19 protein-coding genes and 1 tRNA gene are annotated in these 21619 nt (G+C 68.8%); 16 read left to right on the top strand and 4 right to left on the bottom strand.

Features of this window, described 5'->3' with window-relative positions:
- The first annotated feature begins 15 nt into the window (after window positions 1-15).
- The 16 genes from FHR66_RS10885 to FHR66_RS10810 all read left to right on the top strand — a co-directional run bounded on the left by FHR66_RS10885 (window position 16) and on the right by FHR66_RS10810 (window position 16099).
- Window positions 16-315, top strand: a complete 300-nt coding sequence (locus FHR66_RS10885) for an integration host factor subunit alpha (RefSeq protein ID WP_003466661.1) — start codon at window positions 16-18, stop codon at window positions 313-315.
- Window positions 296-652, top strand: coding sequence for a MerR family transcriptional regulator (locus FHR66_RS10880; RefSeq protein ID WP_009597860.1), 357 nt, complete (start codon window positions 296-298; stop codon window positions 650-652). The genes FHR66_RS10885 and FHR66_RS10880 overlap by 20 nt, the downstream gene beginning before the upstream one ends.
- Window positions 653-756: 104 nt before the next feature.
- A tRNA-Pro gene (locus FHR66_RS10875) sits at window positions 757-833 on the top strand.
- Between the two features lie 593 nt (window positions 834-1426).
- Window positions 1427-2119: a polysaccharide biosynthesis/export family protein gene (locus FHR66_RS10870; RefSeq protein WP_048489932.1), complete on the top strand. Its 693-nt coding sequence runs from the start codon at window positions 1427-1429 to the stop codon at window positions 2117-2119.
- Window positions 2101-3552: a GumC family protein gene (locus FHR66_RS10865; RefSeq protein ID WP_202394706.1), complete on the top strand. Its 1452-nt coding sequence runs from the start codon at window positions 2101-2103 to the stop codon at window positions 3550-3552. Before FHR66_RS10870 ends, FHR66_RS10865 begins: the two co-directional genes overlap by 19 nt.
- A 309-nt stretch (window positions 3553-3861) precedes the next feature.
- Window positions 3862-5322, top strand: coding sequence for an undecaprenyl-phosphate glucose phosphotransferase (locus FHR66_RS10860; RefSeq protein WP_160967341.1), 1461 nt, complete (start codon window positions 3862-3864; stop codon window positions 5320-5322).
- A gap of 178 nt (window positions 5323-5500) precedes the next feature.
- Window positions 5501-6778 (top strand): polysaccharide biosynthesis protein GumE, encoded by a 1278-nt coding sequence (locus FHR66_RS10855; RefSeq protein ID WP_160967343.1) that lies wholly within the window; start codon window positions 5501-5503, stop codon window positions 6776-6778.
- Window positions 6775-7872 carry an acyltransferase family protein gene (locus FHR66_RS10850; RefSeq protein ID WP_160967345.1) on the top strand — a complete coding sequence of 366 codons (1098 nt, stop codon included), beginning with the start codon at window positions 6775-6777 and terminating at the stop codon, window positions 7870-7872. The genes FHR66_RS10855 and FHR66_RS10850 overlap by 4 nt, the downstream gene beginning before the upstream one ends.
- 43 nt (window positions 7873-7915) lie before the next feature.
- Entirely contained in the window at window positions 7916-9049 is a 1134-nt protein-coding gene (locus FHR66_RS10845) for a glycosyltransferase family 4 protein (protein ID WP_160967347.1), read from the top strand.
- Window positions 9046-10095, top strand: coding sequence for a glycosyltransferase (locus FHR66_RS10840; RefSeq protein WP_160967349.1), 1050 nt, complete (start codon window positions 9046-9048; stop codon window positions 10093-10095). Before FHR66_RS10845 ends, FHR66_RS10840 begins: the two co-directional genes overlap by 4 nt.
- Window positions 10092-11594 (top strand): lipopolysaccharide biosynthesis protein, encoded by a 1503-nt coding sequence (locus tag FHR66_RS10835; RefSeq protein WP_160967351.1) that lies wholly within the window; start codon window positions 10092-10094, stop codon window positions 11592-11594. Before FHR66_RS10840 ends, FHR66_RS10835 begins: the two co-directional genes overlap by 4 nt.
- A 52-nt stretch (window positions 11595-11646) precedes the next feature.
- Entirely contained in the window at window positions 11647-12834 is a 1188-nt protein-coding gene (locus tag FHR66_RS10830) for a glycosyltransferase (protein ID WP_160967352.1), read from the top strand.
- Window positions 12835-12886: 52 nt separating this feature from the next.
- A complete protein-coding gene (locus tag FHR66_RS10825) occupies window positions 12887-13678 on the top strand; it encodes a polysaccharide pyruvyl transferase family protein (protein ID WP_160967354.1) in 792 nt (263 codons plus the stop codon).
- Window positions 13665-14453, top strand: coding sequence for a WecB/TagA/CpsF family glycosyltransferase (locus FHR66_RS10820; protein ID WP_160967356.1), 789 nt, complete (start codon window positions 13665-13667; stop codon window positions 14451-14453). The genes FHR66_RS10825 and FHR66_RS10820 overlap by 14 nt, the downstream gene beginning before the upstream one ends.
- A gap of 75 nt (window positions 14454-14528) precedes the next feature.
- A complete protein-coding gene (locus tag FHR66_RS10815; RefSeq protein ID WP_160967358.1) occupies window positions 14529-14999 on the top strand; it encodes a cupin domain-containing protein in 471 nt (156 codons plus the stop codon).
- A 77-nt stretch (window positions 15000-15076) separates the two neighbouring features.
- The gene (locus tag FHR66_RS10810; protein WP_237475327.1) at window positions 15077-16099 is read left to right on the top strand and encodes a TraB/GumN family protein; all 1023 of its coding nucleotides are present in this window, start codon (window positions 15077-15079) and stop codon (window positions 16097-16099) included.
- A gap of 132 nt (window positions 16100-16231) precedes the next feature.
- On the opposite strand, the gene dxs is transcribed toward FHR66_RS10810, so the two are convergent.
- The 4 genes from dxs to FHR66_RS10790 all read right to left on the bottom strand — a co-directional run bounded on the left by dxs (window position 16232) and on the right by FHR66_RS10790 (window position 21587).
- Complete coding sequence (gene dxs, locus FHR66_RS10805) at window positions 16232-18145, bottom strand: 1-deoxy-D-xylulose-5-phosphate synthase (protein WP_160967362.1); 1914 nt, start codon at window positions 18143-18145, stop codon at window positions 16232-16234.
- 144 nt (window positions 18146-18289) lie between these two features.
- Window positions 18290-18949: an HNH endonuclease gene (locus FHR66_RS10800; protein ID WP_202394680.1), complete on the bottom strand. Its 660-nt coding sequence runs from the start codon at window positions 18947-18949 to the stop codon at window positions 18290-18292.
- A 101-nt stretch (window positions 18950-19050) separates the two neighbouring features.
- On the bottom strand, window positions 19051-20835 hold the full coding sequence (locus tag FHR66_RS10795) for an acyl-CoA dehydrogenase C-terminal domain-containing protein (protein ID WP_167087787.1): 1785 nt from the start codon (window positions 20833-20835) through the stop codon (window positions 19051-19053).
- 104 nt (window positions 20836-20939) lie between these two features.
- A complete protein-coding gene (locus FHR66_RS10790) occupies window positions 20940-21587 on the bottom strand; it encodes a response regulator (RefSeq protein WP_167087785.1) in 648 nt (215 codons plus the stop codon).
- Window positions 21588-21619: the final 32 nt, after the last annotated feature.

Below are 21619 nucleotides of genomic sequence, written 5' to 3'. Positions count from 1 at the left end.
GGGGATAGCAGGGCAATGGCGTTGACCAAAGCGGAAATGGCCGAGCGGTTGTTCGACGAAGTCGGGCTGAACAAGCGCGAGGCCAAGGAATTCGTCGATGCGTTCTTCGACGTGCTGCGCGATGCGCTCGAGCAGGGGCGGCAGGTGAAGTTGTCCGGTTTCGGCAACTTCGACCTGCGCCGCAAGAACCAACGGCCCGGCCGCAATCCCAAGACCGGCGAAGAGATCCCGATTTCGGCGCGGACGGTGGTGACCTTCCGTCCTGGACAGAAGCTCAAGGAGCGAGTGGAGGCTTATGCTGGACCCGGGCAGTAACCGCGAACTTCCGCCGATTCCGGCCAAGCGCTACTTCACCATCGGTGAGGTCAGCGAGCTGTGCGACGTCAAGCCGCACGTGCTGCGCTACTGGGAAACCGAATTCCCCAGCCTGGAACCGGTCAAGCGGCGCGGCAACCGACGCTACTACCAGCGCCACGACGTGCTGATGGTGCGGCAGATCCGCAGCCTGCTGTACGAACAGGGCTACACCATCGGCGGCGCGCGGCTGCGCCTGGAAGGCGAGGGTGCCCGCCAGGAATCGGCGCTGAGCAACCAGATCATCAAGCAGGTGCGGCAGGAGCTGGAAGAAGTCCTGCAGTTGCTGCGGCGGTGAGGCGGCGCGGCGCTCGCTGACGCTAGGAATGGCCGCCGCAAACCCGCTATAATCGCCAGCTCGCCGCAAGGTGGGTCCGCCATGACGGCGGAGACGCAACACATCGGGGTATAGCGCAGCCTGGTAGCGCACTAGTCTGGGGGACTAGTGGTCGTCGGTTCGAATCCGGCTACCCCGACCATCTTTCGAAGGCCCATGTCCATGACATGGGCCTTTTTGTTTTGGTCGCGAGGAAGGCTGGGGCTGGCTGGAGAGCTGATCGGGATGCGGCGTTTGGACGCCCGGCTGGACGCCAGGCGCGCATGCCGGTTGCGTGTCGGGGTCGCCACACGTGGCGATCTGTAACGCCGCGAGGGGCGGCGAGTACGTCGCCGTAGACAAAAAGCGCCGGAGTGCGCCGTTCCAGCGTCGCGCCGTCGCCCAGCCGGAACGGAAAGCCCCGTCAGAACTGGGAGCAATGCAGCGTCAATGCATTGACATTGGTCACGTTAACACCGCGTCGATGGAACGTTCACAGGCCCTTGCCAGGCTGAATCGCCGGACATGTAGTTGAACCTTGCTGTTACTGCGTCAAAAAAATGTCGGGTAACGCCTTGGTGACGGCAGATGCCTGTGCCATAGTGCGTTGCAACACGAAGCTTCGCTGTTGGCCAGGGCCGTTCGTCCCAGGCAGGAATTGACACCGTGATCATTCTCCGGCCGGGAGGGAACCCTGGCCGGCTGGACGAGTGCGGCGCTTCGAAAACCATTCGACAGAGGGCATCAGCATCGCGCATGGGTAAACTCTCCGTGACCTTCCATTGGGCGCTGGCCCTTTTCTGCCTGGCGCTGCTGTCGGCATGCAACAGCGGGCCGGCGATGCGTTCGGACCTGCCGCCGGGCGATCCGCTTGCCGCGTCCATGGGCAAGCCGGAATACCTGCTCGGCCCGGGCGACCTGCTCACGGTCAAGGTGTTCCAGGTCGACGATCTGGAGCGCCAGGTGCGGGTCGACAACGAGGGCCGCATCTCGCTGCCGCTGATCGGCGACGTCAAGGCCGCCGGCTCCAGCGTCAATGCCCTGCAGAAGGAGATCGCCGACCGCTACCGCAACGGCTATCTGCAGAATCCGCAGGTGTCGGTGCTGGTGGACGAGTTCACCGGCAACCGGGTCACGGTCACCGGCGCGGTCAGCGAGCCGGGCATCTATCCCATCCAGGGCTCCGCGCTGACCCTGCAGCAGGCGTTGTCGCTGGGCAAGGGCGTCAGCGACGTGGCCAGCCGCGGCAACGTGGTGGTGTTCCGTACCGTCGGCGGGCAGAAGATGCTGGCCCGTTTCGATCTGCGCGATATCCAGAAGGGCGCGGCGCCCGATCCGGCGATCTACGGCGGCGACATCGTGGTGGTGTACCGCTCCGATGCGCTGGTGTTGCTGCGTACCGTGGTGCAACTGACCCCGTTCGTGATGGTCTGGAGGGCCTACCGATGAGCGCCTCCACCTTGCCTCCCACCTCCGCGTCGCGTCCGCGCCCGGTGGCCGCGCCGCTGAGCCCGGCCGACATCGGCCTGCTGGATTACTGGAATGCGCTGTACCGCCAGCGTTGGCTGATCGTCGGCATCACCGCCGCCGTGGTGCTGCTGGCGCTGCTGGTGATGTTGCTGATGACGCCCAAGTACCGCGCCACCAGCGTCCTGCAGATCGAGCGCGAATCGCTCAACGTCGCCAACGTCGCCAATCTGATGCCGGTGGAGTCGCCGCAGGACCGCGACTTCTACCAGACCCAGTACGAACTGCTCGGCAGCCGTTCGCTGGCGCGGCAGGTGATCCGCGAGGCCAAGCTGACCCAGGCGCCGGCGTTCAAGCCGCTGGTCGACGAAGCCCTGGAGAAGCTGCAGGACAACGGCGACGGGCGTGCGCCGACGCCGCAGGCGCGGGCCGCCGCGGCCGAGAATGCGCTGGTTGGACCGGTGCTGGATGCCTTGACCATCGAGCCGGTCCGCGACTCGCGCCTGGTGCGGATCAATTTCGATTCGCCCGATCGCGTGCTGGCCACGCGCGTGGCCAACACCTACGCCAAGATGTTCATCGCCTCGACCCAGGAACGCCGGCTGCAGGCGTCCTCGTTCGCGGCGCGCTACCTGTCCGAGCGCCTGGCGCAACTGCGCGACAAGGTCGAGGAGTCGGAGAAGAACGCGGTCGACTATTCCAGCCAGGAACAGATCGTGTCGATGGGCGAGGACAAGCCGTCGCTGCCGACGCAGAACATGAGCGAACTGAATGTGCGCCTGGCCGCGGCGCAGGACGCGCGGATCAAGGCCGAGGCGGCCTGGCGCCAGGCCGGCATCGGCGACGGCATGGGCCTGCCGCAGGTGGTCAGCAACCCGTTGATCCAGAGCCTGCGTACCGAACAGGCCAAGCTGACCGCCGACTACCAGCAGAAGCTGGCCACGTTCCAGCCCGGCTATCCGGAAATGCAGCGCCTGCAGAACCAGATCGCCGAGACCAAGCGGCAGATCGCCGACGAGATCGCCAACATCCGCGGTGCGCTGAAGAACGACTACGAAGCGGCGCGGCAGCAGGAGACGCTGCTCGCCGACCGCATCGCCGCACTGAAGAACGACGAACTGGACCTGCAGACCCGCAGCATCCGCTACACCATGCTGCGCCGCGAGGCCGATACCAACCGCCAGCTCTACGACGCGCTGCTGCAGCGCTACAAGGAGATCGGCGTGGTCGGCAACGTGGGCACCAACAACATTTCCATCGTCGACCGCGCCGATGTGCCGGGCAAGCCGAGTTCGCCGAAGAAGCTGCTCGGCCTGGCGCTGGCCTTCGTGTTCGGCTTGTTCCTGGCGGTGGCGGTGGCGCTGGTGCGCTACTTCATCCGCGAGACCGAAGCCGCGGCGGCGGCTTCGGCGTGATGTCGCAGCGCGATGGCGCGCCGCACCGCGCATGGCGCGAGCGCGTGCCGCAACGCACACATCGGCATCGGTTCGACGCACAGTCTTCAGTGAGGTGATACGTGGTTCAGCTAGGCAATGAGGTGCTCCATTATTTTCCAGCGCGGTTGTACGAAGACGTTCTTCTGTTGAAGTAGTCACGGGCTGCCGTGGACCTGGGGTCGGCGAGGGAGGCGCCGCAGCGGTCCATAGGCAGGCGAAATCGAGGCCCGGCGGCGTCGCATGTTCCCCCGCATGCCGATCGACCGGGTTTGGATAGGAATCCCGATCATGCTTTTGGCAGACCTGAGTAGCGCCACCTATACGACCTCCTCGCCGCGCATGCTGTCCAAGTACGCGGCCGCGGCAGACATCCTGCTGCGCGTCTCCGACCTGACCGTCATGGTCGGCGGCGCCTTGCTGACCCATCGGTTGCTGTTCGGCACCTGGATGCCGGAACCGGCGTACCGGGTGGCGATCGGCACCACCCTGCTGTACGCAGTGATCTGCTTCGCGCTGTTCCCGCTGTACCGCAGTTGGCGCGGGCGCGGCCTGCTGCGCGAAATGATGGTGTTGAGCCTGGCCTGCGGTGGCGTGTTCGCGCTGTTCGCGGTGCACGCCTTCGTGGTGCAGTTTGGTCAGCAGGTCTCGCGGCTGTGGATCGGCACCTGGTTCGTCACCAGCCTGGCGACGCTGCTGCTCTCGCGCACGGTGGTGCGCGGCGTGCTCAACCGGCTGCGCTCCGAAGGTGTGGACGTGCAGCGGGTGGTGGTGGTCGGCCTGCGCCATCCGGTGGTGAAGATCCACAACTACCTGAGCCGCAATCCCTGGGTCGGCATGCAGGTGATGGGCTACTTCAGCAGCGACTACGACCTGTCGGTGGCCGACCATCCGCAGAAGCTGCAGTGCCTGGGCGAAGGCACCGCGGACGCGCTGATCGACTACCTCGACGACCACCAGGTCGAGCAGGTGTGGATCTCGCTGCCGCTGGGCGAACGCGACCACATCAAACAACTGCTGCAGCGCATGGACCGCTATCCGATCCAGGTCCGGCTGATCCCCGACCTGTTCGACTTCGGCATGCTCAACCAGTCCGGCGACCAGATCGGCAATGTGCCGGTGATCAACCTGCGCCAGGGCGGCGTGGACCGCAACACCTACTTCGTGGTCGCCAAGGCGCTGCAGGACAAGCTGGTGGCCCTGGCCGCGCTGGCCGTGCTGTGGCCGCTGATGCTGGCGATCGCGGTGGGTGTGAAGCTGAGTTCGCCGGGCCCGGTGTTCTTCCGCCAGCGCCGCCACGGCCTGGGCGGGCGCGAGTTCTACATGTACAAGTTCCGCTCCATGCGCGTGCAGCAGGAGCCCAGCGAGGTGGTGGTGCAGGCCACGCGCGGCGACAGCCGGGTGACCCGCTTCGGTGCGTTCCTGCGCCGGACCAGCCTGGACGAGCTGCCGCAACTGTTCAACGTCCTGGGCGGCAGCATGTCGGTGGTGGGGCCGCGTCCGCATGCGGCGCAGCACAACACCCACTACGAAAAGCTGATCCACCACTACATGCAGCGGCACTACGTGAAGCCGGGCATCACCGGCTGGGCGCAGGTCAACGGCTTCCGCGGCGAGACGCCGGAGCTGCGCACGATGAAGAAGCGCATCCAGTACGACCTCGACTACATCCGCCGTTGGTCGTTGTGGCTGGACACGCGGATCATCGTGCTGACCGCGTTCAAGGTGCTCGGGCAGAAGACCGCCTACTGATGCGCCCGATGCGTCTTCTTCCCGCCGACCGTGAGCAGCGCCGGCGTCGCCGCCGCGTCGCTGTCGTTTCTGTCCCGCTTGCGCCGAATGACGTCGCGCGCGGCACCCGTGTGCCGCGCCTGGCGGCGGCGCACTGCCGCGTTGGCGCGCGATGCATCGCCGCCGCAGGGAGCTGCGCATGCTGAGCGCACCGGACATGCCGCTGCGCGAGCAGCGCCGCAACCTGCTGATCGAGCTGGTGTTGCTGTTCGCCATCGGCTACAACTTCGTGCTGGCGGTGATCAACGCCAAGGTGTTCCGGGTCAGCCCGGCGATGACCTATGCGGTGGAGCTGGCGGTCTATGCCGCCTGCTTCCTGCTCGGCCTGCGCGCGCTGGATCGCAAGCGCCTGGCGATGGTGTTCACCGGCATCGCGCTGTTGGCGCTGCTGATGCTGGTGCGCCTGTTCCTGGCGTGGTCGCTGGATCCGAAATTCTTCCGCGATGCGCTGATCCCGTTCGCCTTCCTGCTGCTCGGCGCCGCCTATACCGGCTCGCTGCCGCGCATGTTCGTGCGCATGGCGCTGCTGGTGTCGCTGGTGGCGGTGTTCGAACTGGCGCTGCCCAAGGTCTACGGCGACGTGGTCAATCCCAAGAGCTATTTCGTCAATGCACGCGGCGCCAGCGCGTCGAGCTTCTGGAACCAGGACAGCAACCTGTTCGTCAGCGCGACGCGGCCGGGTGCGCGCAACTTCTTGCCCTCGTCGAACCTGCCGCGCGCCTCCTCGGTGTTCATCGAGCCGGTGACGATGGGCAACTTCATCATCTTCTTCACCGCCATCCTCCTGACCTTCTGGCGCTGGATGCGGCCGTTCGCGGTCGTCGCCTCGGTGGCGATGATCGGCTTCCTGATCGTGGCCTCGGACGGACGCCTGGCCGCCGGCACCTGCGTGATGATGGCGCTGCTGAGTCCGTTGCTGCTGCGCATGGATCAGCGCCTGGGCTTCCTGATCTTCTTCGCGGTGATGGGCGGTGCATGGCTGCTGGTGTGGGCCTCGGGCATCCAGAGCTATGAGGACACCACGCTGGGACGGGTGTTCTTCACCGTCGATTCGATCCGCAGGATGAGCGCCGATGCGTGGATGGGGCTGGACGTGGACCAGCCGTACCGCTACTTCGACAGCGGCATCGCCTACTTCATCTCCTCGCAGTCGGTGCTGCTGGTGCTGGCGTTCCTGCTGGCCTATTCGTTCGCGATGCTGATGCGCACCATCGAAGGGCAGTTGTTCAAGAACCTGCTGATCTTCGCGTTCTCGCTGAGCTTGCTGGTCTCCAACGGCTACTTCTCGATCAAGACCGCGGCGCTGTGGTGGTTCGTGTGCGGCTGCCTGTGGCAGATGACGCCGCAGTTGCGCGATGCGTCCCCGGTGCCGCCGCGGCCGGCACCGGTCCCGCGGATTCCGGCGGTGCCGGCATGAGCGCGCCCGCCACGGCCGTTTCCACGTCCGTGCCGGCGCAGGCGCGCAGCGCACGCGCGAGCGTGCCGCGCGACATGCGCATCGACGCGGCCAAGGCGATTGCGATCCTGCTGGTGGTGTTCGGCCATGCCAAGGGCATTCCGCACGCCTACGTGATCCTGGCCTACAGCTTCCACGTGCCGATGTTCTTCCTGTTGTCGGGTTGGGTCGGCGAGGCCTTCGGCAATCGCCCACTGACTCTGGCCACGGTCGGCAAGCTGGCGCGCAGCCTGTTGCTGCCGTATCTGGCGTTCTTCTTCGTCGCCTACGCGTACTGGACGCTGACCCGGCATATCGGCAGCAAGGCGCAGCTGTGGGGCGACCGGCCCTGGTGGGAGCCGCTGCTGGGCCTGGTCAGCGGCATCGGCCCCAAACTCTACGTGATGCCGGCGCTGTGGTTCCTGCCGGCGCTGTTCGTGACCACGCTGGCGTATCTGGCGCTGCGGCGGACGCTGTCGGTGCAGGCCCTGGCCGGGCTGTCGCTGCCGCTGGCCTGGGGCTGGGCCTGCTGGTTCCCGGGGCAGGACATGCGCCTGCCGTTCTCCCTGGACGTGCTGCCGGTGGCGCTGTGCTTCTTCGCGATCGGCGCACTCGCCGCGACGCGCGCGCACTGGTGGCCGGCACGGCCGGCCGGCAATGCGCTGGCGGCGGTGCTGCTGGGCGCGGCCTGGTTCGCGATCGCCTGGCACAACGGCCGCGTGGACGTGAACCTGCTCAAGTTCGGCGATTCGCCGCTGGGCTTCCTCGCCGCCAGCCTGCTCGGCAGCGCCATGGCCTTGTGCATCGCCGGCCTGGTGCAGCGCTGGGCCTGGCTGCAGTGGATCGGACGCAATACCTTGCTGATCCTGTGCACGCACACCTTGTTGTTCTCGGTGATGGCCGGCGTCGCCGCCCGCACCGGCCTGGTCCGCGGCGATGCCTGGGGACCGGCCTGGGCGGTGTCGGTGAGCGTGCTGGCGGTGCTGGCCAGCGTGCCGATCCGCGCGGTGCTGGTGCGGGTCGCGCCGTGGATGATCGGCGTGCGGCGCAGCGCGGTCGCAGGAGCGACGGCATGATGGCGACGCTGCGGACCGCGCACAGGCGCGACGGAGGCCGGGCATGAAGGTGGTGCATGTGGTGCGCCAGTTCCATCCCTCGGTGGGCGGCATGGAGGAAGTGGTGCTGAACATCGCCCGCCGCCATCTGCAGCAGGGACGCGACCAGGTGGAGGTGGTGAGCCTGGAGCGGGTGTTCACCGATTCGCAGCAGCGCCTGGCGCCGCGCGATAGTCATCAGGGCGTGCCGATCGTGCGCTTGCCGTACCGCGGCTCCTCGCGCTACCCGCTGGCGCCGTCGGTGCTGGCGGCGGTGCGCGGCGCCGATCTGCTGCACGTGCACGGCATCGATTTCTTCTACGACTTCCTGGCCCTGACCCGGCCGCTGCACCGTGTGCCGATGATCGTCTCCACCCATGGCGGTTTCTTCCATACCACCTACGCCTCGCGCCTGAAGATGCTCTGGTTCAAGACCCTCACCCGCGCCTCGGCGCTCGCCTATGCGCGGGTGGTGGCGACCAGCGAGAACGACGGCCAACTGTTCTCGCAGGTGGTCGCGCCGCAGCGGCTGCGGGTGATCGAGAACGGCGTGGACGTGGACAAGTTTGCCGGGCAGGGCAGCGCCACCCCAGGACGCACGCTGATCTACTTCGGGCGCTGGTCGGTCAACAAGGGCCTGCTGGAGACCCTGGACCTGGTGCGCGCGCTGGCCGCACAGGACCCGGCCTGGCAGTTGATCGTGGCCGGGCGCGAATACGACTTCAGCGTGGCCGACCTGCAGCGGGCCATCGCCGAGCGCGGCCTGCAGCAGCGGGTGCGCCTGCAGGTGGCGCCGACCCAGGCGCAGCTGGCGCAGTTGCTCGGCAGCGCGCAGTACTTCGTGTGCCTGTCGCGGCACGAGGGCTTTGGCCTGGCTGCGGTGGAAGCGATGAGCGCCGGGCTGTTGCCGATCCTCAGCGACATCCCGCCGTTCGCGCGTCTGCAACGCGAGTCGGGGCAAGGCGTGCTGGTCGATCCGGCCGATGCGCAGGCCGCCGCGGCCACGGTGCGTGCTTTTGCCAGCGGCACCGATGCGGCCTTCGCCGCGCAGCGCGAAGCGGCGATGGCCTATGCGCATCGCTACGACTGGGACCGCGTGGTCGGCGCCTATCTGGACGAGTATGACTTGGCGCTGGACGGCGCGGAGGGCGGCCGATGAGCGGCGAGAGCCAGCGTCACGGCGCGTCGCAGCAGGCTGCGCCGGCGGTGACCGTGCTGCTGTCCACCGAACGCCCGACCGCGACCACCAATCCCTACCTGACCCAGCTCTACGCGGCGCTGCCGCCGCAAGTGCAGCTGCGTTTCTTCTCGATGCGTGCGGCACTGCTGTCGCGCTACGACGTGTTGCACCTGCACTGGCCGGAGTACCTGCTGCGGCATCGCACCGCGCTCGGCACGCTGGCCAAGCAGGTCTGCGTGGCCCTGTTGCTGTTGCGCCTGCGCCTGGCCGGGGTGCCGATTGTGCGCACCCTGCACAACGTCGCGCCGCACGAGGACAAGGGCTGGCGTGAACGCCTGCTGCTGGGCTGGATCGACCGCCAGACCGCACGCTGGATCCGCATCAACGCGACCACGCCCACGCGCGCGCCGGCCACCGACACCATCCTGCACGGCCACTACCGCGACTGGTACGCGCCGCTGCCGCAACCGCCGCGGGTCCCCGGGCGTCTGCTGCATTTCGGGCTGTTGCGCCCGTACAAGGGCGTGGAAACGCTGATCGCCACGCTGCGTGCGCTGCCCGATCCGCAACTCAGCCTGCGCATCGCCGGCAATCCGATCGACGCACAGATCCGCGGCGTAGTCGAGCGGGCCTGCGCCGAGGATCCGCGGATCAGCGCACGCCTGCAGTACGTGGAAGACGCGGTGCTGGCGCAGGAGATCGGCGAGGCCGAGCTGGTGGTGCTGCCGTACCGACAGATGCACAACTCCGGCACCCTGCTGCTGGCACTGTCGCTGGCGCGCCCGGTGCTGGCGCCGTGGAGCGAGGCCAATGCCGCCATCGCCGAGGAGGTCGGTGCGCAGTGGGTGCAGCTGTACCAGGGCGAGCTGGACGCGGCGCAGCTGGCGCAGGCCCTGGCGCAGGCGCAGCAGCTGCCGGCCGACGCCGTGCCGGACCTGTCGCGGCGCGACTGGAACGGGATCGGTCTGCAGCACTACCGCAGTTATCTGCAGGCGTTGACCGCGCGCCGCGGGGAGCACGCATGAGCGGCACCGAGACCCCACGGCCGGCGGCGCCGCAACCCGGGCTGGGCGCGCGCGCGGCCGGCGGTGCGGCGGTGACCATGGCCGGGCAGCTGGCCAAGATGGTGGTGCAGTTCGGCGGCATCATTCTGTTGGCGCGGCTGCTGACGCCCTACGACTACGGCCTGATGGCGATGGTGACGGCGATCGTCGGCATGGCCGAGATCCTGCGCGATTTCGGCCTGTCCTCGGCGGCGATCCAGGCCAAGCACGTCAGCCGCGAGCAGCGCGACAACCTGTTCTGGATCAACAGCGGCATCGGCCTGCTGCTGGCGATCGTGGTGTTCCTGTCCTCGGCGTGGATCGCGCACTTCTACCGCGAGCCGGCCTTGCTCGGCATTTCCCAGGCGTTGGCGGTGACCTTCCTGCTCAATGGCATGACCACGCAGTACCGCGCGCACCTGAGCCGTGCGCTGCGCTTCGGCCAGGTCTCGCTGAGCGATGTCGGCGCGCAGGTGCTGGGCCTGCTGGCCGGCGTCGGCGTGGCGCTGGCCGGCTACGGCTACTGGGCGCTGGTCTGGCAGCAGGTGGTGCAGGCGCTGGTCAACCTGCTGATCGCCGGTGCCTGCGCGCGCTGGCTGCCGCGCGGCTATCGGCGCGACGCGCCGATGCGCACCTTCCTGAGCTTCGGCTGGAACCTGATGGCGGCGCAGTTGCTCGGCTATGCCAGCCGCAACGTCGGCCAGGTGATCATCGGCCACCGCATCGGCGCCGAGGCGCTGGGCCTGTACAACCGCGCGTTCCAGCTGCTGATGATGCCGCTGAACCAGATCAACGCGCCGGCCACCTCGGTGGCGCTGCCGGTGCTGTCGCAGCTGCAGGACGATCCGCCGCGCTTCGGCAACTTCCTGCTGCGCGGGCAGACGGTGATGGTGCACCTGATCGTGGCGCTGTTCTCCTTCGCCTGTGCGCTGGCGATGCCGCTGATCGTGCTGGTGCTGGGCGAACAGTGGCGGCCGGCGGTGCCGCTGTTCCAGGTGCTGACCCTCGGCGGCATCTTCCAGACCGCCTCCTACGCCACCTACTGGGTGTTCCTGGCGCTGGGCCTGATGCGCCAACAGCTGGTGTACTCGGTGGTGGGGCGGGTGATGCTGATCGCCTGCATCTTCGCCGGCTCGTTGTGGGGCGTGATGGGCGTGACCGTGGGCTACACGCTGGGCTTGCTGGTGATGTGGCCGCTGTCGGTGATCTGGATCGCGCGGATCGCGCCGCAGATCCCGGCCTGGGAACTGTTCAACAACGCCTTGCGCGCCGTGCTCGGCTACGGCGTCTGCGGCGTCGCCGCCTACTTCGCCGCGCAGCAGTGGGGCGGCGCGTCGTTGTGGCTGCAACTCATCGTGGGTGCGGCGGCCATGGCGATCGCGTGCCTGCTGGTGTTCGCGCTGTGGCCGGCGTTCCGCCGCGACGTGCTGGCGATCGTGCAGATGCGCACGCTGCTGCGCCAGGCGCGGAGCACGCGATGAGCGCCGGCCTGCCGCCTCTTTCTTTCCCTTCCTCCCGCCTAGGAGCGAGCGCATGAGCGATTCTTCCGCAGCGGCGCTGCCCGCGTCGGCGCCGAGCGCTGCCGCCACCGGCCGCCCGCCGTGCTACCTGGTGCTGTCGGCGCACGACTACCGCACGCCGCGCCGCGCCAACATCCACTTCATCGCCGATGAGCTGGCCAAGCGCGGCACCACGCGCTTCTTCTCGCTGCGCTACAGCCTGCTGTCGCGGCTCAAGGGCGACCTGCGCCTGCCGCTGGACGCCAGCGCCAACCAGGTGGTTCGCCACAACGGCGTGGACTGCTACCTGTGGCGCGCGCCGCTGCATCCGTTCAACACCCGGCGGCGCTGGCTGCGGCCGCTGGAAGACCTGATGTTCAAGCTGTACGCGGCGCGCGCGCCGGCCACGCTGCTGCGCTGGATGCGCGAGGCCGACGTGATCGTGTTCGAGAGCGGCATCGCAGTGGCCTTCATCGCGCTGGCGGCGCGGATCAACCCGACCGCACGCAAGGTGTACCGCGCCTCCGACGGCTTGAGCACGATCAACGTCGCCGACTACATCGAGCGCGAGTTCGACCGCATGGCGCCGAGCCTGGACGTGATCGCCCTGGTGTCGCCGGCGATGGCCGAGGAGGTCGCCAGCCGCCACAACGTGTACCACGTCGGCCACGGCGTGGACCACGACCTGCACACGCTCGGCGACCCGTCGCCGTACGGCGAGGGCATCCATGCGGTGGCGGTGGGCTCGATGCTGTTCGACCCGGCGTTCTTCGTGGCCGCCAGCCGCGCCTTCCCGCAGGTCACCTTCCACGTCATCGGCTCGGGCATGGACCGCGCGCCCGGCTATGGCGACAACGTGGTGGTGTACGGCGAAATGAAGCATGCCGAGACCATTCGCTACATCAAGCACGCGCGCTTCGGCATCGCGCCTTACGCCTCCGAGCAGGTCCCGGCGTATCTGGCCGACAGTTCGATGAAGCTGCTGCAGTACGACTTCTTCGGCCTGCCGGCGGTGTGCCCGCATGCCGTCGTCGGCCGCTATCCGTCGCGCTTCGGCTACACCCCGGGCGACGAGGCATCGATCGTCGCCGCGATCGGGCAGGCGCTGCAGGCGCCGCACGTGCGCCATCGCCAGTGCCTGAGCTGGTCCGACACCACCGACCGGGTGCTGGATCCGGCCGCCTATCCGGAGACACGTCTGTTCGCCGACGGCGCGGTCTGAGCACACGCCGTCGGCGTGTTCGCCGTATCCCCCGCGCAACCAAGGAGGACCGATGTCCGCATTGCAAAAATGGATCGATTACGAAGAGCGCCGGGCGCTGTTCTGGTGGAAGCCGAAGAACGGCGAGATCAACGTCGGCGATCATCTTTCCAAGATCATCGTCTCCAACGTGCTCGGCCAGCGCGATCGCACCTTGCTGGACAAGCGCGACAAGCGCCAGCGGCTGATCGCGATCGGCTCGGTGCTGCATTTCGCCCGCGACGGCGACACCGTGTGGGGCAGCGGCGTCAACGGCAAGATCCCCGCCGACCGCCACAGCTTCCGCCAGCTCGACGTGCGCGCCGTGCGCGGACCCAAGACCCGCGCGTTCCTGCGCGAGCGCGGCCTGCAGGTGCCGGAGGTGTATGGCGACCCGGGCTTGCTGATGCCGCTGTTCTTCCCGCGCGAGGCGTTGGCACCGGCGCCGGCACGGCGGCCGTTCCTGGTGGTACCGCACTTCAACGAACCGCTGGACAAGTACGTCGGCTACAAGGATCACCTGGTGTTGCCGAACCGCCAGCCGGCCGCGTTCGTGCGGCAACTGCTCGGCGCCGATCTGGTCGTGTCCAGTTCCTTGCACGGGCTGATCCTGGCCGAAGCCTATGGCGTGCCCTCGGTATACCTGGACTGGGGCAACGGCGAGGACCGTTTCAAGTACGACGACTACTACGCGGGTACCGGCCGCAGTCGCTGGCACGCCGGACACACGGTGGAGGAATGCGTGGCGCTGGGCGGCAATACCGTGTTCGACCTGGCGGCGGTGCAGCGCGGCCTGCTGGAGAGTTTTCCGCATGACCTCTGGTGAGCGCGCGACGGGCGAGGTGCTCGCGCTGGGCGGCTATCCGATCCTGCGCAGCACCGAAGCCGATTTCGTCGCCACCCTGCTGCAGGCGCTGGCACGCGGCGAGCGCCGCCAGGTGTTTTTCGCCAATACCAACTTCGTGGTGCAGTGCCAGGCCCTGCGCGAGCGTCTGGCCGCGCCGGGCGTGTGCATCGTCAACGACGGCATCGGCATGGACCTGGGCGCGCTGCTGGTGCACGGCCGCCGCTTCGCCGGCAACCTCAACGGCACCGACCTGATTCCGGCGCTGTGCCGGAAGAGCGCGCGTCCGCTGCGCTTCTTCCTGCTCGGCGGCCGTCCCGGCGTGGCCGAGGCCGCGGCGCAGACCTTGCGGCAGACGCTGGGACAGCAGGTGGTCGGTACCTGCGACGGCTACGCCGAGTTCGCCGCGGCCGGCAAAGACCTCGCCGCGCGCATCAACGCCAGCGGCGCCGACGTGCTGCTGGTGGCCTTCGGCAATCCGCTGCAGGAGCGCTGGCTGCTGCAGCAGGCCGGCCGGCTGCAGGTGCCGTTGGCGTTCGGCGTGGGCGCGCTGCTGGACTTCCTGTCCGGTACCGCCCGGCGTGCGCCGGCCTGGGTGCGCCGGCTGCGCCTGGAATGGATCTACCGCCTGCTGCGCGAACCGCGGCGCCTGCTCAAGCGCTACAGCTGGGATCTGCTGGTGTTCTTCGCGCTGTGTCTGCGCCGTGGCCGGCGGCTGGCAGCAGCGCCCGCCCGCGACTCGCTGCCGCAGGCATGAACGGGGCGCGCATCGGCCGCGCAGATCGCAGCGCCTGACATGCGCGGGGCCGCGCGGCAGGATTAGACTGGAGGCATGTCCAGTGCCGCCGCCTTCCGAATCGCCGCCCTGGTGCGCGACTTGTCGCTGCTGCCGCACCCGGAAGGCGGGCGCTATGCGCGCGTGCATACCTCGGCGGTAATGGTGCAGCACGCGCAGACGCTGCGCCCGGCCTGTACCGCGATCCGCTTCCTGCTGGAGCAGGGCGAGGTCAGCCGCTGGCACCGCATCGATGCCGACGAGACCTGGCAGTGGGAAGAGGGCGGGGCGCTGGAGCTGTTCGGCTTCGACCCGCACCACGGCCTGCAGCGCTACCGCCTGGATGCCAGCGAGCGCGGCGGCATGCCCTCGGTGGTGATTGCGGCCGGCACCTGGCAGGCGGCGCGTCCGCTGGCCGACTATTGCCTGGTGCGCTGCGTGGTGGCGCCGGGCTTTCTCTGGGAGCGCTTCGAATTGCTGGAAGACAGCGACCCGCTGGCCGCGCATCTGCCCAGACTGGACGGGTAGTCATGCCTCCGCGGCTGGGGTGGAGCAGGGCACGCGGACTGCACGCGACGACCAGACAAGAACGCGTTGCGCGCCGGTTGCGGGCGCTGCTGTGCCTGGTGGCCGCGCTGCTGGTGCCGGTCGGTGTGCCCGCGGCGCAGGCGCAGACTGCGGCATCGGCACCGTCGTCAGCGCCAACCAGTCCACCGGTGGTCGACCTGGACGCGGTGCTGGTGAGCGGGCGCCAGCCCGGACCCGGACTCTGGCAGGTCCGCCGCGGCGACCACGTGCTGTGGATCCTCGGCACGGTCTCGCCGCTGCCCAGGCGCATGCAGTGGGAATCGGGCGAGGTGGAGCGGGTGATCGCCCAATCGCAACAGGTGATCGCGTCGCCGACCCTCACCCTGGACTCGGGCCTTGGCATGTTCCGCAGCCTGTTGCTGCTGCCGTCCTTGCTCAAGGCGCGGCGCAATCCCGACGACCGCACCCTGCAACAGGTGCTTCCGCCCGAGCTCTATGCACGCTGGCTGCCGTTGAAGGCGCGTTACCTGGGCCGCGACAGCAGCGTGGAACGCTGGCGTCCAGTGTTCGCCGCGCAGGAACTGTACGAGGCGGCGATGCGCACATCTGGCCTGAGCCTGGGCAGCGTCGTGCAACCGGTGATCGAGCGTGCGGCCAAGCGCGCCAAGGTGCCGATCGTGCCGGTGGTCGTGGAGGTCCAGGTGCCCGACGCCAAGCGCGCGCTGCAGGAATTCCGGGCGACGACCTTGAACGACAGCACCTGCTTCGCGCGCACCCTGCAGGTCATCGATCGCGACCTGGCGACGATGCGCCAGCGCGCCAACGCCTGGTCCGAAGGCGATCTGGAGACGCTGACCACGTTGCCCGCCAACGATCAGTACCGGGTCTGCCTCGATGCGGTCGGCGAAGCGGCGATCGCGCGCAAGCTGGGCCTGGGCGATGTGCGCAAGCGGGCGCAGGCGGCCTGGCTGCAGGCGGCCGAGCGGGCGCTGGCGCAGAACCGCTCCAGCTTCGCGGCGTTGCCGATGCAGACCCTGCAGGAGCCTGGCGGGCCGCTGGACCGGCTGCGTGCCCGCGGCGACGAGGTGATCGCGCCTTAGGGCGTGCGCTGGGGGCCGTGTCCCACGCGGAGCGGCCTCTGTGCGCGTCCGGAATGTAGATGCACGCGCGGTGGCGCAAGCCATCAGGCACGGCATGCGCTGAGGCCATGCCGTACCCGCCGACTGCGGTAGTCAGCCCGCCGCAGTGCGCGGTGCGCTGGCGCTGGTGGCCAGTTGCGGCCAGCGCTTCAGCACTGCGGCGCGGATGCCGGCGGCGTCGATGCCGGCTTCGGCCAGCAGTTGCTCGCGGCTGGCGTGGTGCTGGAACGCGTCGGGCAGGCCCAGGTGCAGCACCGGGCGCAGCACGCCTTCGGCGTTGAACAGCTCGGCCACGCCGGAGCCGGCGCCGCCGGCCACCACGTTGTCCTCGATGGTCACGAAGCCCTCGTGGCTCTGCGCAAGTTCCAGCAGCAAGGCGCGGTCCAGCGGCTTGACGAAGCGCATGTTGACCACGCTCAGGCCGAGTTCGCGGCCGACCTGTTCGGCCGCGGCCAGGGTCGCGCCGAACGCCAGCAGCGCCACCGTGTGGCCCTGCGCGCGCAGCTGCGCCTTGCCGATCGGCAAGGGTTCCAGCGTGGTTCCGGGGGCGATCCCGGGACCGGTGCCGCGCGGGTAGCGCACCGCGGCGGGGCCGGCATGGCGCAGGCCGGTGCTGAGCAGTTGCCGGCACTCGGCTTCGTCGGCCGGTGCCATCACCACCAGGTGCGGCACGCAGCGCAGGAAACTCAGGTCCAGGTTGCCGGCATGGGTGGCGCCGTCCGGGCCGACCACGCCGCCGCGGTCGATCGCGAACAGCACGTCGAGCTGCTGCACCGCCACGTCGTGCACCAGCTGGTCGTAACCGCGCTGCAGGAAGGTGGAGTAGATCGCCACGACGGGCTTGGCGCCGTGCACGGCCATGCCCGCGGCCAGGGTCACCGCATGCTGCTCGGCGATGGCCACGTCGAAGTAGCGCTGCGGGTACTCCTTGCTGAAGCGCACCAGGCCCGAACCCTCGCGCATCGCCGGGGTGATCGCCAGCAGCGCCGGCTCGGCCGCGGCCATGTCGCAGATCCAATCGCCGAACACGTCGGTGTAGGTCGGGGCCTTGGCGCCCGGCTTGGCCACCAGGCCCTTGCTGGGGTCGAACGGACCGACCGCGTGGTAGCCGATCTGGTCGCCCTCGGCCAGTTCGTAGCCCTTGCCCTTGGTGGTGATGACGTGCAGCAGCTGCGGACCCTTGAGGGTCTTGAGCGTCTTCAGCGCGCCGAGCAGCGCCGGCAGGTCGTGGCCGTCGATCGGGCCGGTGTAGTGGAAGCCCATTTCCTCGAATAGCGTGGACGGCACGAACATGCCCTTCCAGTGCTCTTCCCAGCGCCGCACGAAGCGCGCGGTGGGGTTGCTCTTCTTGTCGCCGAGGATCTTCTTGCCGCCCTCGCGGATGGCGTTGAGGGTCTTGCTGCCGCTCATCCGCCCCAGCATCTTGGTGACGCCGCCGACCGCCTCGGAGATCGACATGCGGTTGTCGTTGAGGATCACCAGCAGGTTCGGTTCCGGGTCCATGCCGCCGGCGTGGTTCAGCGCCTCGTAGGCCATGCCCGCGGTCATCGCGCCGTCGCCGATCACCGCCACCACCTTGCGCTCGTCGCCCATGCGCTGCAGCGCCATCGCCATGCCCAGCGCAGCCGAGATCGAGGTGGAGGAATGGCCGACGCCGAAGGTGTCGTACTCGCTCTCCTCGCGCTTGGGGAACGGCGCCACGCCGTCGGCCTGCTTGACGGTGTGAATGCGGTCGCGGCGCCCGGTGAGGATCTTGTGCGGATAGGTCTGGTGGCCGACATCCCACACCAGTTGGTCGACCGGCGTGTCGTAGAGGTAGTGCAGGGCGACGGTGAGTTCGATCACGCCCAGCCCGGCGCCGAAATGGCCGCCGCTCTTGCCGACGCACTCGATCAGAAAGGCACGCAGTTCCTCGGCGATGGCCGGCAGCTCCGTTTCATCGAAGCGGCGCAGTTCGGCGGGGACCTGGATGCGCGAGAGGCGCGGATAGCGGGTGGGGTCGATCATCGGGATGGAGGTTCAGCGGACCTGTCATTTTCCTCTCCATTCCGGGCACACGCAATCAACCCGTTCAGTCGCGGGCGCGCGCATGGCCTGTTTCGGCACGGGTGCGGCAATCCGTCGCAGCCCCATGAAGATGATGTGATGCGGCTAGCGCGACAGCTTCGAGCGCTTCGGCAACTGCGCCTTCAGGAACGACATCTGGTCGGCCAGGATGTTGCGGTTGGACAGGATCAGGTGCTCGATCCAGCTCGGCCGGTACGGCACCGCCAGCAGCGGCATCGAGGCCTGCTGCGGGGTGCGGTTGCCCTTGCGCGAATTGCAGTGGAAGCACGCGGTGACCACGTTCTCCCAGATGTCGCGGCCGCCCTTGGACACCGGCAGCACGTGATCGCGGGTCAGCTGCGGGCGGCTGAACTGCTGGCCGCAGTACAGGCACAGCTGCGCATCGCGGGCGAACAGCGCGGTATTGGTCAGGGTCGGGGTGGGGTCGAGCGCACGCGCATGCGCGTGGCCGCGCGCGGCGATGATCGGGTGCAACTCCAGCACGCTGCGCTCGCCACTGGCGCGGCTGATGCCGCCATGGATGTGCAGGCACGGCTCGCCGAGGGTCCAGGCGACCGCGCCGCGCGCGTACAGGCAGGCGGCGTCCTGCCAGTTGATCCAGTCCAGCACGCGGCCGTGCGCGTCCAGCGACAGCAGCCGGACCGAAGGCAGGTGGGAAGGGGACGCCGCAGGCGACGGGACCGCGACCGAAGTGCCGCAGGCCCCGGTATCGATCAGACCAAGCGTTGTTGTGTCTGTCTCCATCGGGAAAACAGCTTATACCCGATTGGTGACGGTTTGTGTATCGGCCGCGGCGGGCCATGCAGTCCCGGCACGGCGGGCGTGCCGGGGCTGCGTGCGCGGACTCAGAACTGCGCGTCGGCCAGCGCCATCAGCGGCTCGGCGCCGCTGTCGATGGCCGCGGCGTGGGTCAGCGTGCGCGGCAGCAGGCGGGCGTAGTAGAAGCGGGCGGTCTCGCGCTTGGACTGCTTGAACGCCTCGCCGTGCGTCGAGGCCTCGGCCGCGGCGACGCTGCGCGCCCACCAGTAGGCCAGCACCACGTAGCCGGAATAGAACACGTAGTCGTAGCTGGCCGCGCCCAGTTCCTCGGGGTTGCCGGCGGCGCGCTGCAGGATGCGCTTGGTCAGCGCCGCCCACTCGGCGGCCTTCTCGCGCAGCGGCGCGACGAATTCGGCCACCGCCGGGTTGTCGGCGTGCTCGGTCAGGAAGGCCTCGACCTGCGCCAGGAACAGCTTCAGTCCCGCGCCCTGGCTGGACGCGGTCTTGCGGCCGATCAGGTCCAGCGCCTGGATGCCGGTGGTGCCTTCGTAGAGGGTGGTGATGCGTGCGTCGCGGGCCAACTGCTCCATGCCGTGTTCGTGGATGTAGCCGTGGCCGCCGAAGCACTGCAGCGCGTGGTAGGTGTTCTCCACTGCCCACTCGGTCTGGCAGGCCTTGGAGATCGGGGTGAGGAAGCTGACCAGCACGTCGGCCTGCTCGCGTTCGGCCGGATCCTGCGCGCTGTGCGCGATGTCGATCAGGGTCGCGGCGTGCAGCGCCAGCAGGCGGCTGCCTTCGGTCAGCGCCTTCACCGTCAGCAGCATGCGCCGCACGTCCGGGTGCACCAGGATCGGGTCGGCCGGCTTCTCCGGCAGCTTGGCGCCGCTCAACGAACGCGACTGCAGGCGCTCGCGGGCGTAGTGCAGCGCGTTCTGGTAGGCGCGCTCGGACAGGCCGATGCCCTGCAGGCCGACACCCAGGCGCGCGGTGTTCATCATGGTGAACATGGCCTGCAGGCCCTTGTGCGGCTGCCCGACCAGATAGCCCTGGGCGCCGTCGAAGTTCATCACGCAGGTGGCCGAGCCGTGGATGCCCATCTTGTGCTCCAGCGAGCCGCAGCGCAGCGCGTTGCGCTCGCCGACGCTGCCGTCGCGGGCGACCTTGAACTTCGGCACCACCAGCAGCGAGATGCCCTTGGCGCCGGCCGGCGCGTCCGGCAGCCGCGCCAGCACCAGGTGCACGATGTTGTCGGTGAAGTCGTGCTCGCCGGCGGTGATGAAGATCTTGGTGCCGCTGACCGACCAACTGCCGTCGGCGTTGGGTTCGGCGCGGGTCTTGAGCAGGCCCAGGTCGGTGCCGCAATGCGGCTCGGTCAGGCACATGGTGCCGGTCCAGCGGCCGTCCACCAGCGGCTTCAGGAACACCTCCTGCTGCCAGGCCTCGCCGTGCTGTTTGAGCGCTTCGACCGCGCCGTGCGACAGCAGCGGGAAGTTGCCCCAGGCCAGGTTGGCGGCGTTGACCATCTCGTTGAGCGGCACGCCCAGGGTGTGCGGCAGGCCCTGGCCGCCGAACTCGGCGGCGGCGGTCAGCCCGGTCCAGCCGCCCTCGGCGAACTGCCGGTAGGCCTCGCGGAAGCCGGGCGCGGTGGTCACCGCGCCGGTGGCCTTGTCCAGGGTGCAGCCGTGCTCGTCGCCGACCCGGTTCAGCGGCGCCAGCACGGTGCCGGTGAAGCGCGCCGCTTCCTCCAGCACCGCATCGATCAGTTCGGCGTTGGCCTCTGCATGGCCGAGGCGGGCGAACAGCGCCTCCACCTGCAGCACGTTGTGCAGCGCGAAGCGGAGATCGGTCAACGGGGCTTGATAGGTGCTCATGCGATCGCTCGTGACGAGGGCCGCGGTGCGGCCGAGGTCCCCAGGATACTATGGCGTATGGAGTAAGCGTAGCCGGCTCCGAACGAACCGCCGCGCGGTGCTGTTCAGTCGAGCAGGCCGTGGCGGACCGCGTAGCGCACCAGTTCGGCGGTATTGCGCATGCCCAGCTTGTTGAGCACGCGGAAGCGGTGGTTCTCGGCGGTCTTGACGCTGATCTGCAGCACCCGCGCGATCTCCTTGGTGGTGCGGCCTTCCACGATCAGGTGGAACACCTCGCGTTCGCGTGCGGTCAGGCTGCGGTAGGGATCGGGCGGCAGCGCTTGCGGCTGCTGCATCTGTGTCACCAGCGCCTGCGCGGCCTGCGGCGAGAAGTGGCCGCGGCCGGCATGCAGGTTGCGCACCGCGGCGATCAGGTCGGCGCTGGCGCTGTCCTTGAGCAGGTAGCCGGAGGCGCCGGCGCGCACGGCGTGCAGCACATACTCGTGTTCCTCGTGCATGGTCAGCACCAGGATCCGCGCCAGCGGCACGGTCTCGCACAATCGTCGGACCACGTCGATGCCGTTGAGCCGCGGCATCGAGATGTCCACGATCGCCACGTCCGGGCTGGTCGCCTCGGCCTTGGCCAGCGCCTCGATGCCGTCGGCGGCCTGTGCCACCACCTGGATGCCGTCGATCGCGTCGAGCACGGCGACCAGGCTTTCGCGCACCAGGGTGTGGTCGTCGGCGATGAGGACCCGGATCGGCGCGCTCATGCCGGTGCGCTCCAATCGCGCTGACAGGCGGG

This window comes from Xanthomonas sp. F4, from assembly GCF_011761895.1.
Note: the sequence above shows the minus strand (reverse complement) of the source record. Positions and strands in the feature narration are given on the sequence as shown.

Excerpts from the sequence above, each read along its gene's own strand:
- FHR66_RS10835 (WP_160967351.1), top strand. The coding sequence starts at position 10,092 with ATGAGCGGCACCGAGACCCCACGGCCGGCGGCGCCGCAACCCGGGCTG.
- FHR66_RS10820 (WP_160967356.1), top strand. The coding sequence starts at position 13,665 with ATGACCTCTGGTGAGCGCGCGACGGGCGAGGTGCTCGCGCTGGGCGGC.
- FHR66_RS10790 (WP_167087785.1), bottom strand. The coding sequence starts at position 21,587 with ATGAGCGCGCCGATCCGGGTCCTCATCGCCGACGACCACACCCTGGTG.
- dxs (WP_160967362.1), bottom strand. The coding sequence starts at position 18,145 with ATGATCGACCCCACCCGCTATCCGCGCCTCTCGCGCATCCAGGTCCCC.
- FHR66_RS10860 (WP_160967341.1), top strand. The coding sequence starts at position 3,862 with ATGCTTTTGGCAGACCTGAGTAGCGCCACCTATACGACCTCCTCGCCG.
- FHR66_RS10850 (WP_160967345.1), top strand. The coding sequence starts at position 6,775 with ATGAGCGCGCCCGCCACGGCCGTTTCCACGTCCGTGCCGGCGCAGGCG.
- FHR66_RS10825 (WP_160967354.1), top strand. The coding sequence starts at position 12,887 with ATGTCCGCATTGCAAAAATGGATCGATTACGAAGAGCGCCGGGCGCTG.
- FHR66_RS10840 (WP_160967349.1), top strand. The coding sequence starts at position 9,046 with ATGAGCGGCGAGAGCCAGCGTCACGGCGCGTCGCAGCAGGCTGCGCCG.
- FHR66_RS10885 (WP_003466661.1), top strand. The coding sequence starts at position 16 with ATGGCGTTGACCAAAGCGGAAATGGCCGAGCGGTTGTTCGACGAAGTC.
- FHR66_RS10855 (WP_160967343.1), top strand. The coding sequence starts at position 5,501 with ATGCTGAGCGCACCGGACATGCCGCTGCGCGAGCAGCGCCGCAACCTG.
- FHR66_RS10880 (WP_009597860.1), top strand. The coding sequence starts at position 296 with ATGCTGGACCCGGGCAGTAACCGCGAACTTCCGCCGATTCCGGCCAAG.
- FHR66_RS10845 (WP_160967347.1), top strand. The coding sequence starts at position 7,916 with ATGAAGGTGGTGCATGTGGTGCGCCAGTTCCATCCCTCGGTGGGCGGC.
- FHR66_RS10800 (WP_202394680.1), bottom strand. The coding sequence starts at position 18,949 with ATGGAGACAGACACAACAACGCTTGGTCTGATCGATACCGGGGCCTGC.
- FHR66_RS10830 (WP_160967352.1), top strand. The coding sequence starts at position 11,647 with ATGAGCGATTCTTCCGCAGCGGCGCTGCCCGCGTCGGCGCCGAGCGCT.
- FHR66_RS10815 (WP_160967358.1), top strand. The coding sequence starts at position 14,529 with ATGTCCAGTGCCGCCGCCTTCCGAATCGCCGCCCTGGTGCGCGACTTG.
- FHR66_RS10870 (WP_048489932.1), top strand. The coding sequence starts at position 1,427 with ATGGGTAAACTCTCCGTGACCTTCCATTGGGCGCTGGCCCTTTTCTGC.
- FHR66_RS10795 (WP_167087787.1), bottom strand. The coding sequence starts at position 20,835 with ATGAGCACCTATCAAGCCCCGTTGACCGATCTCCGCTTCGCGCTGCAC.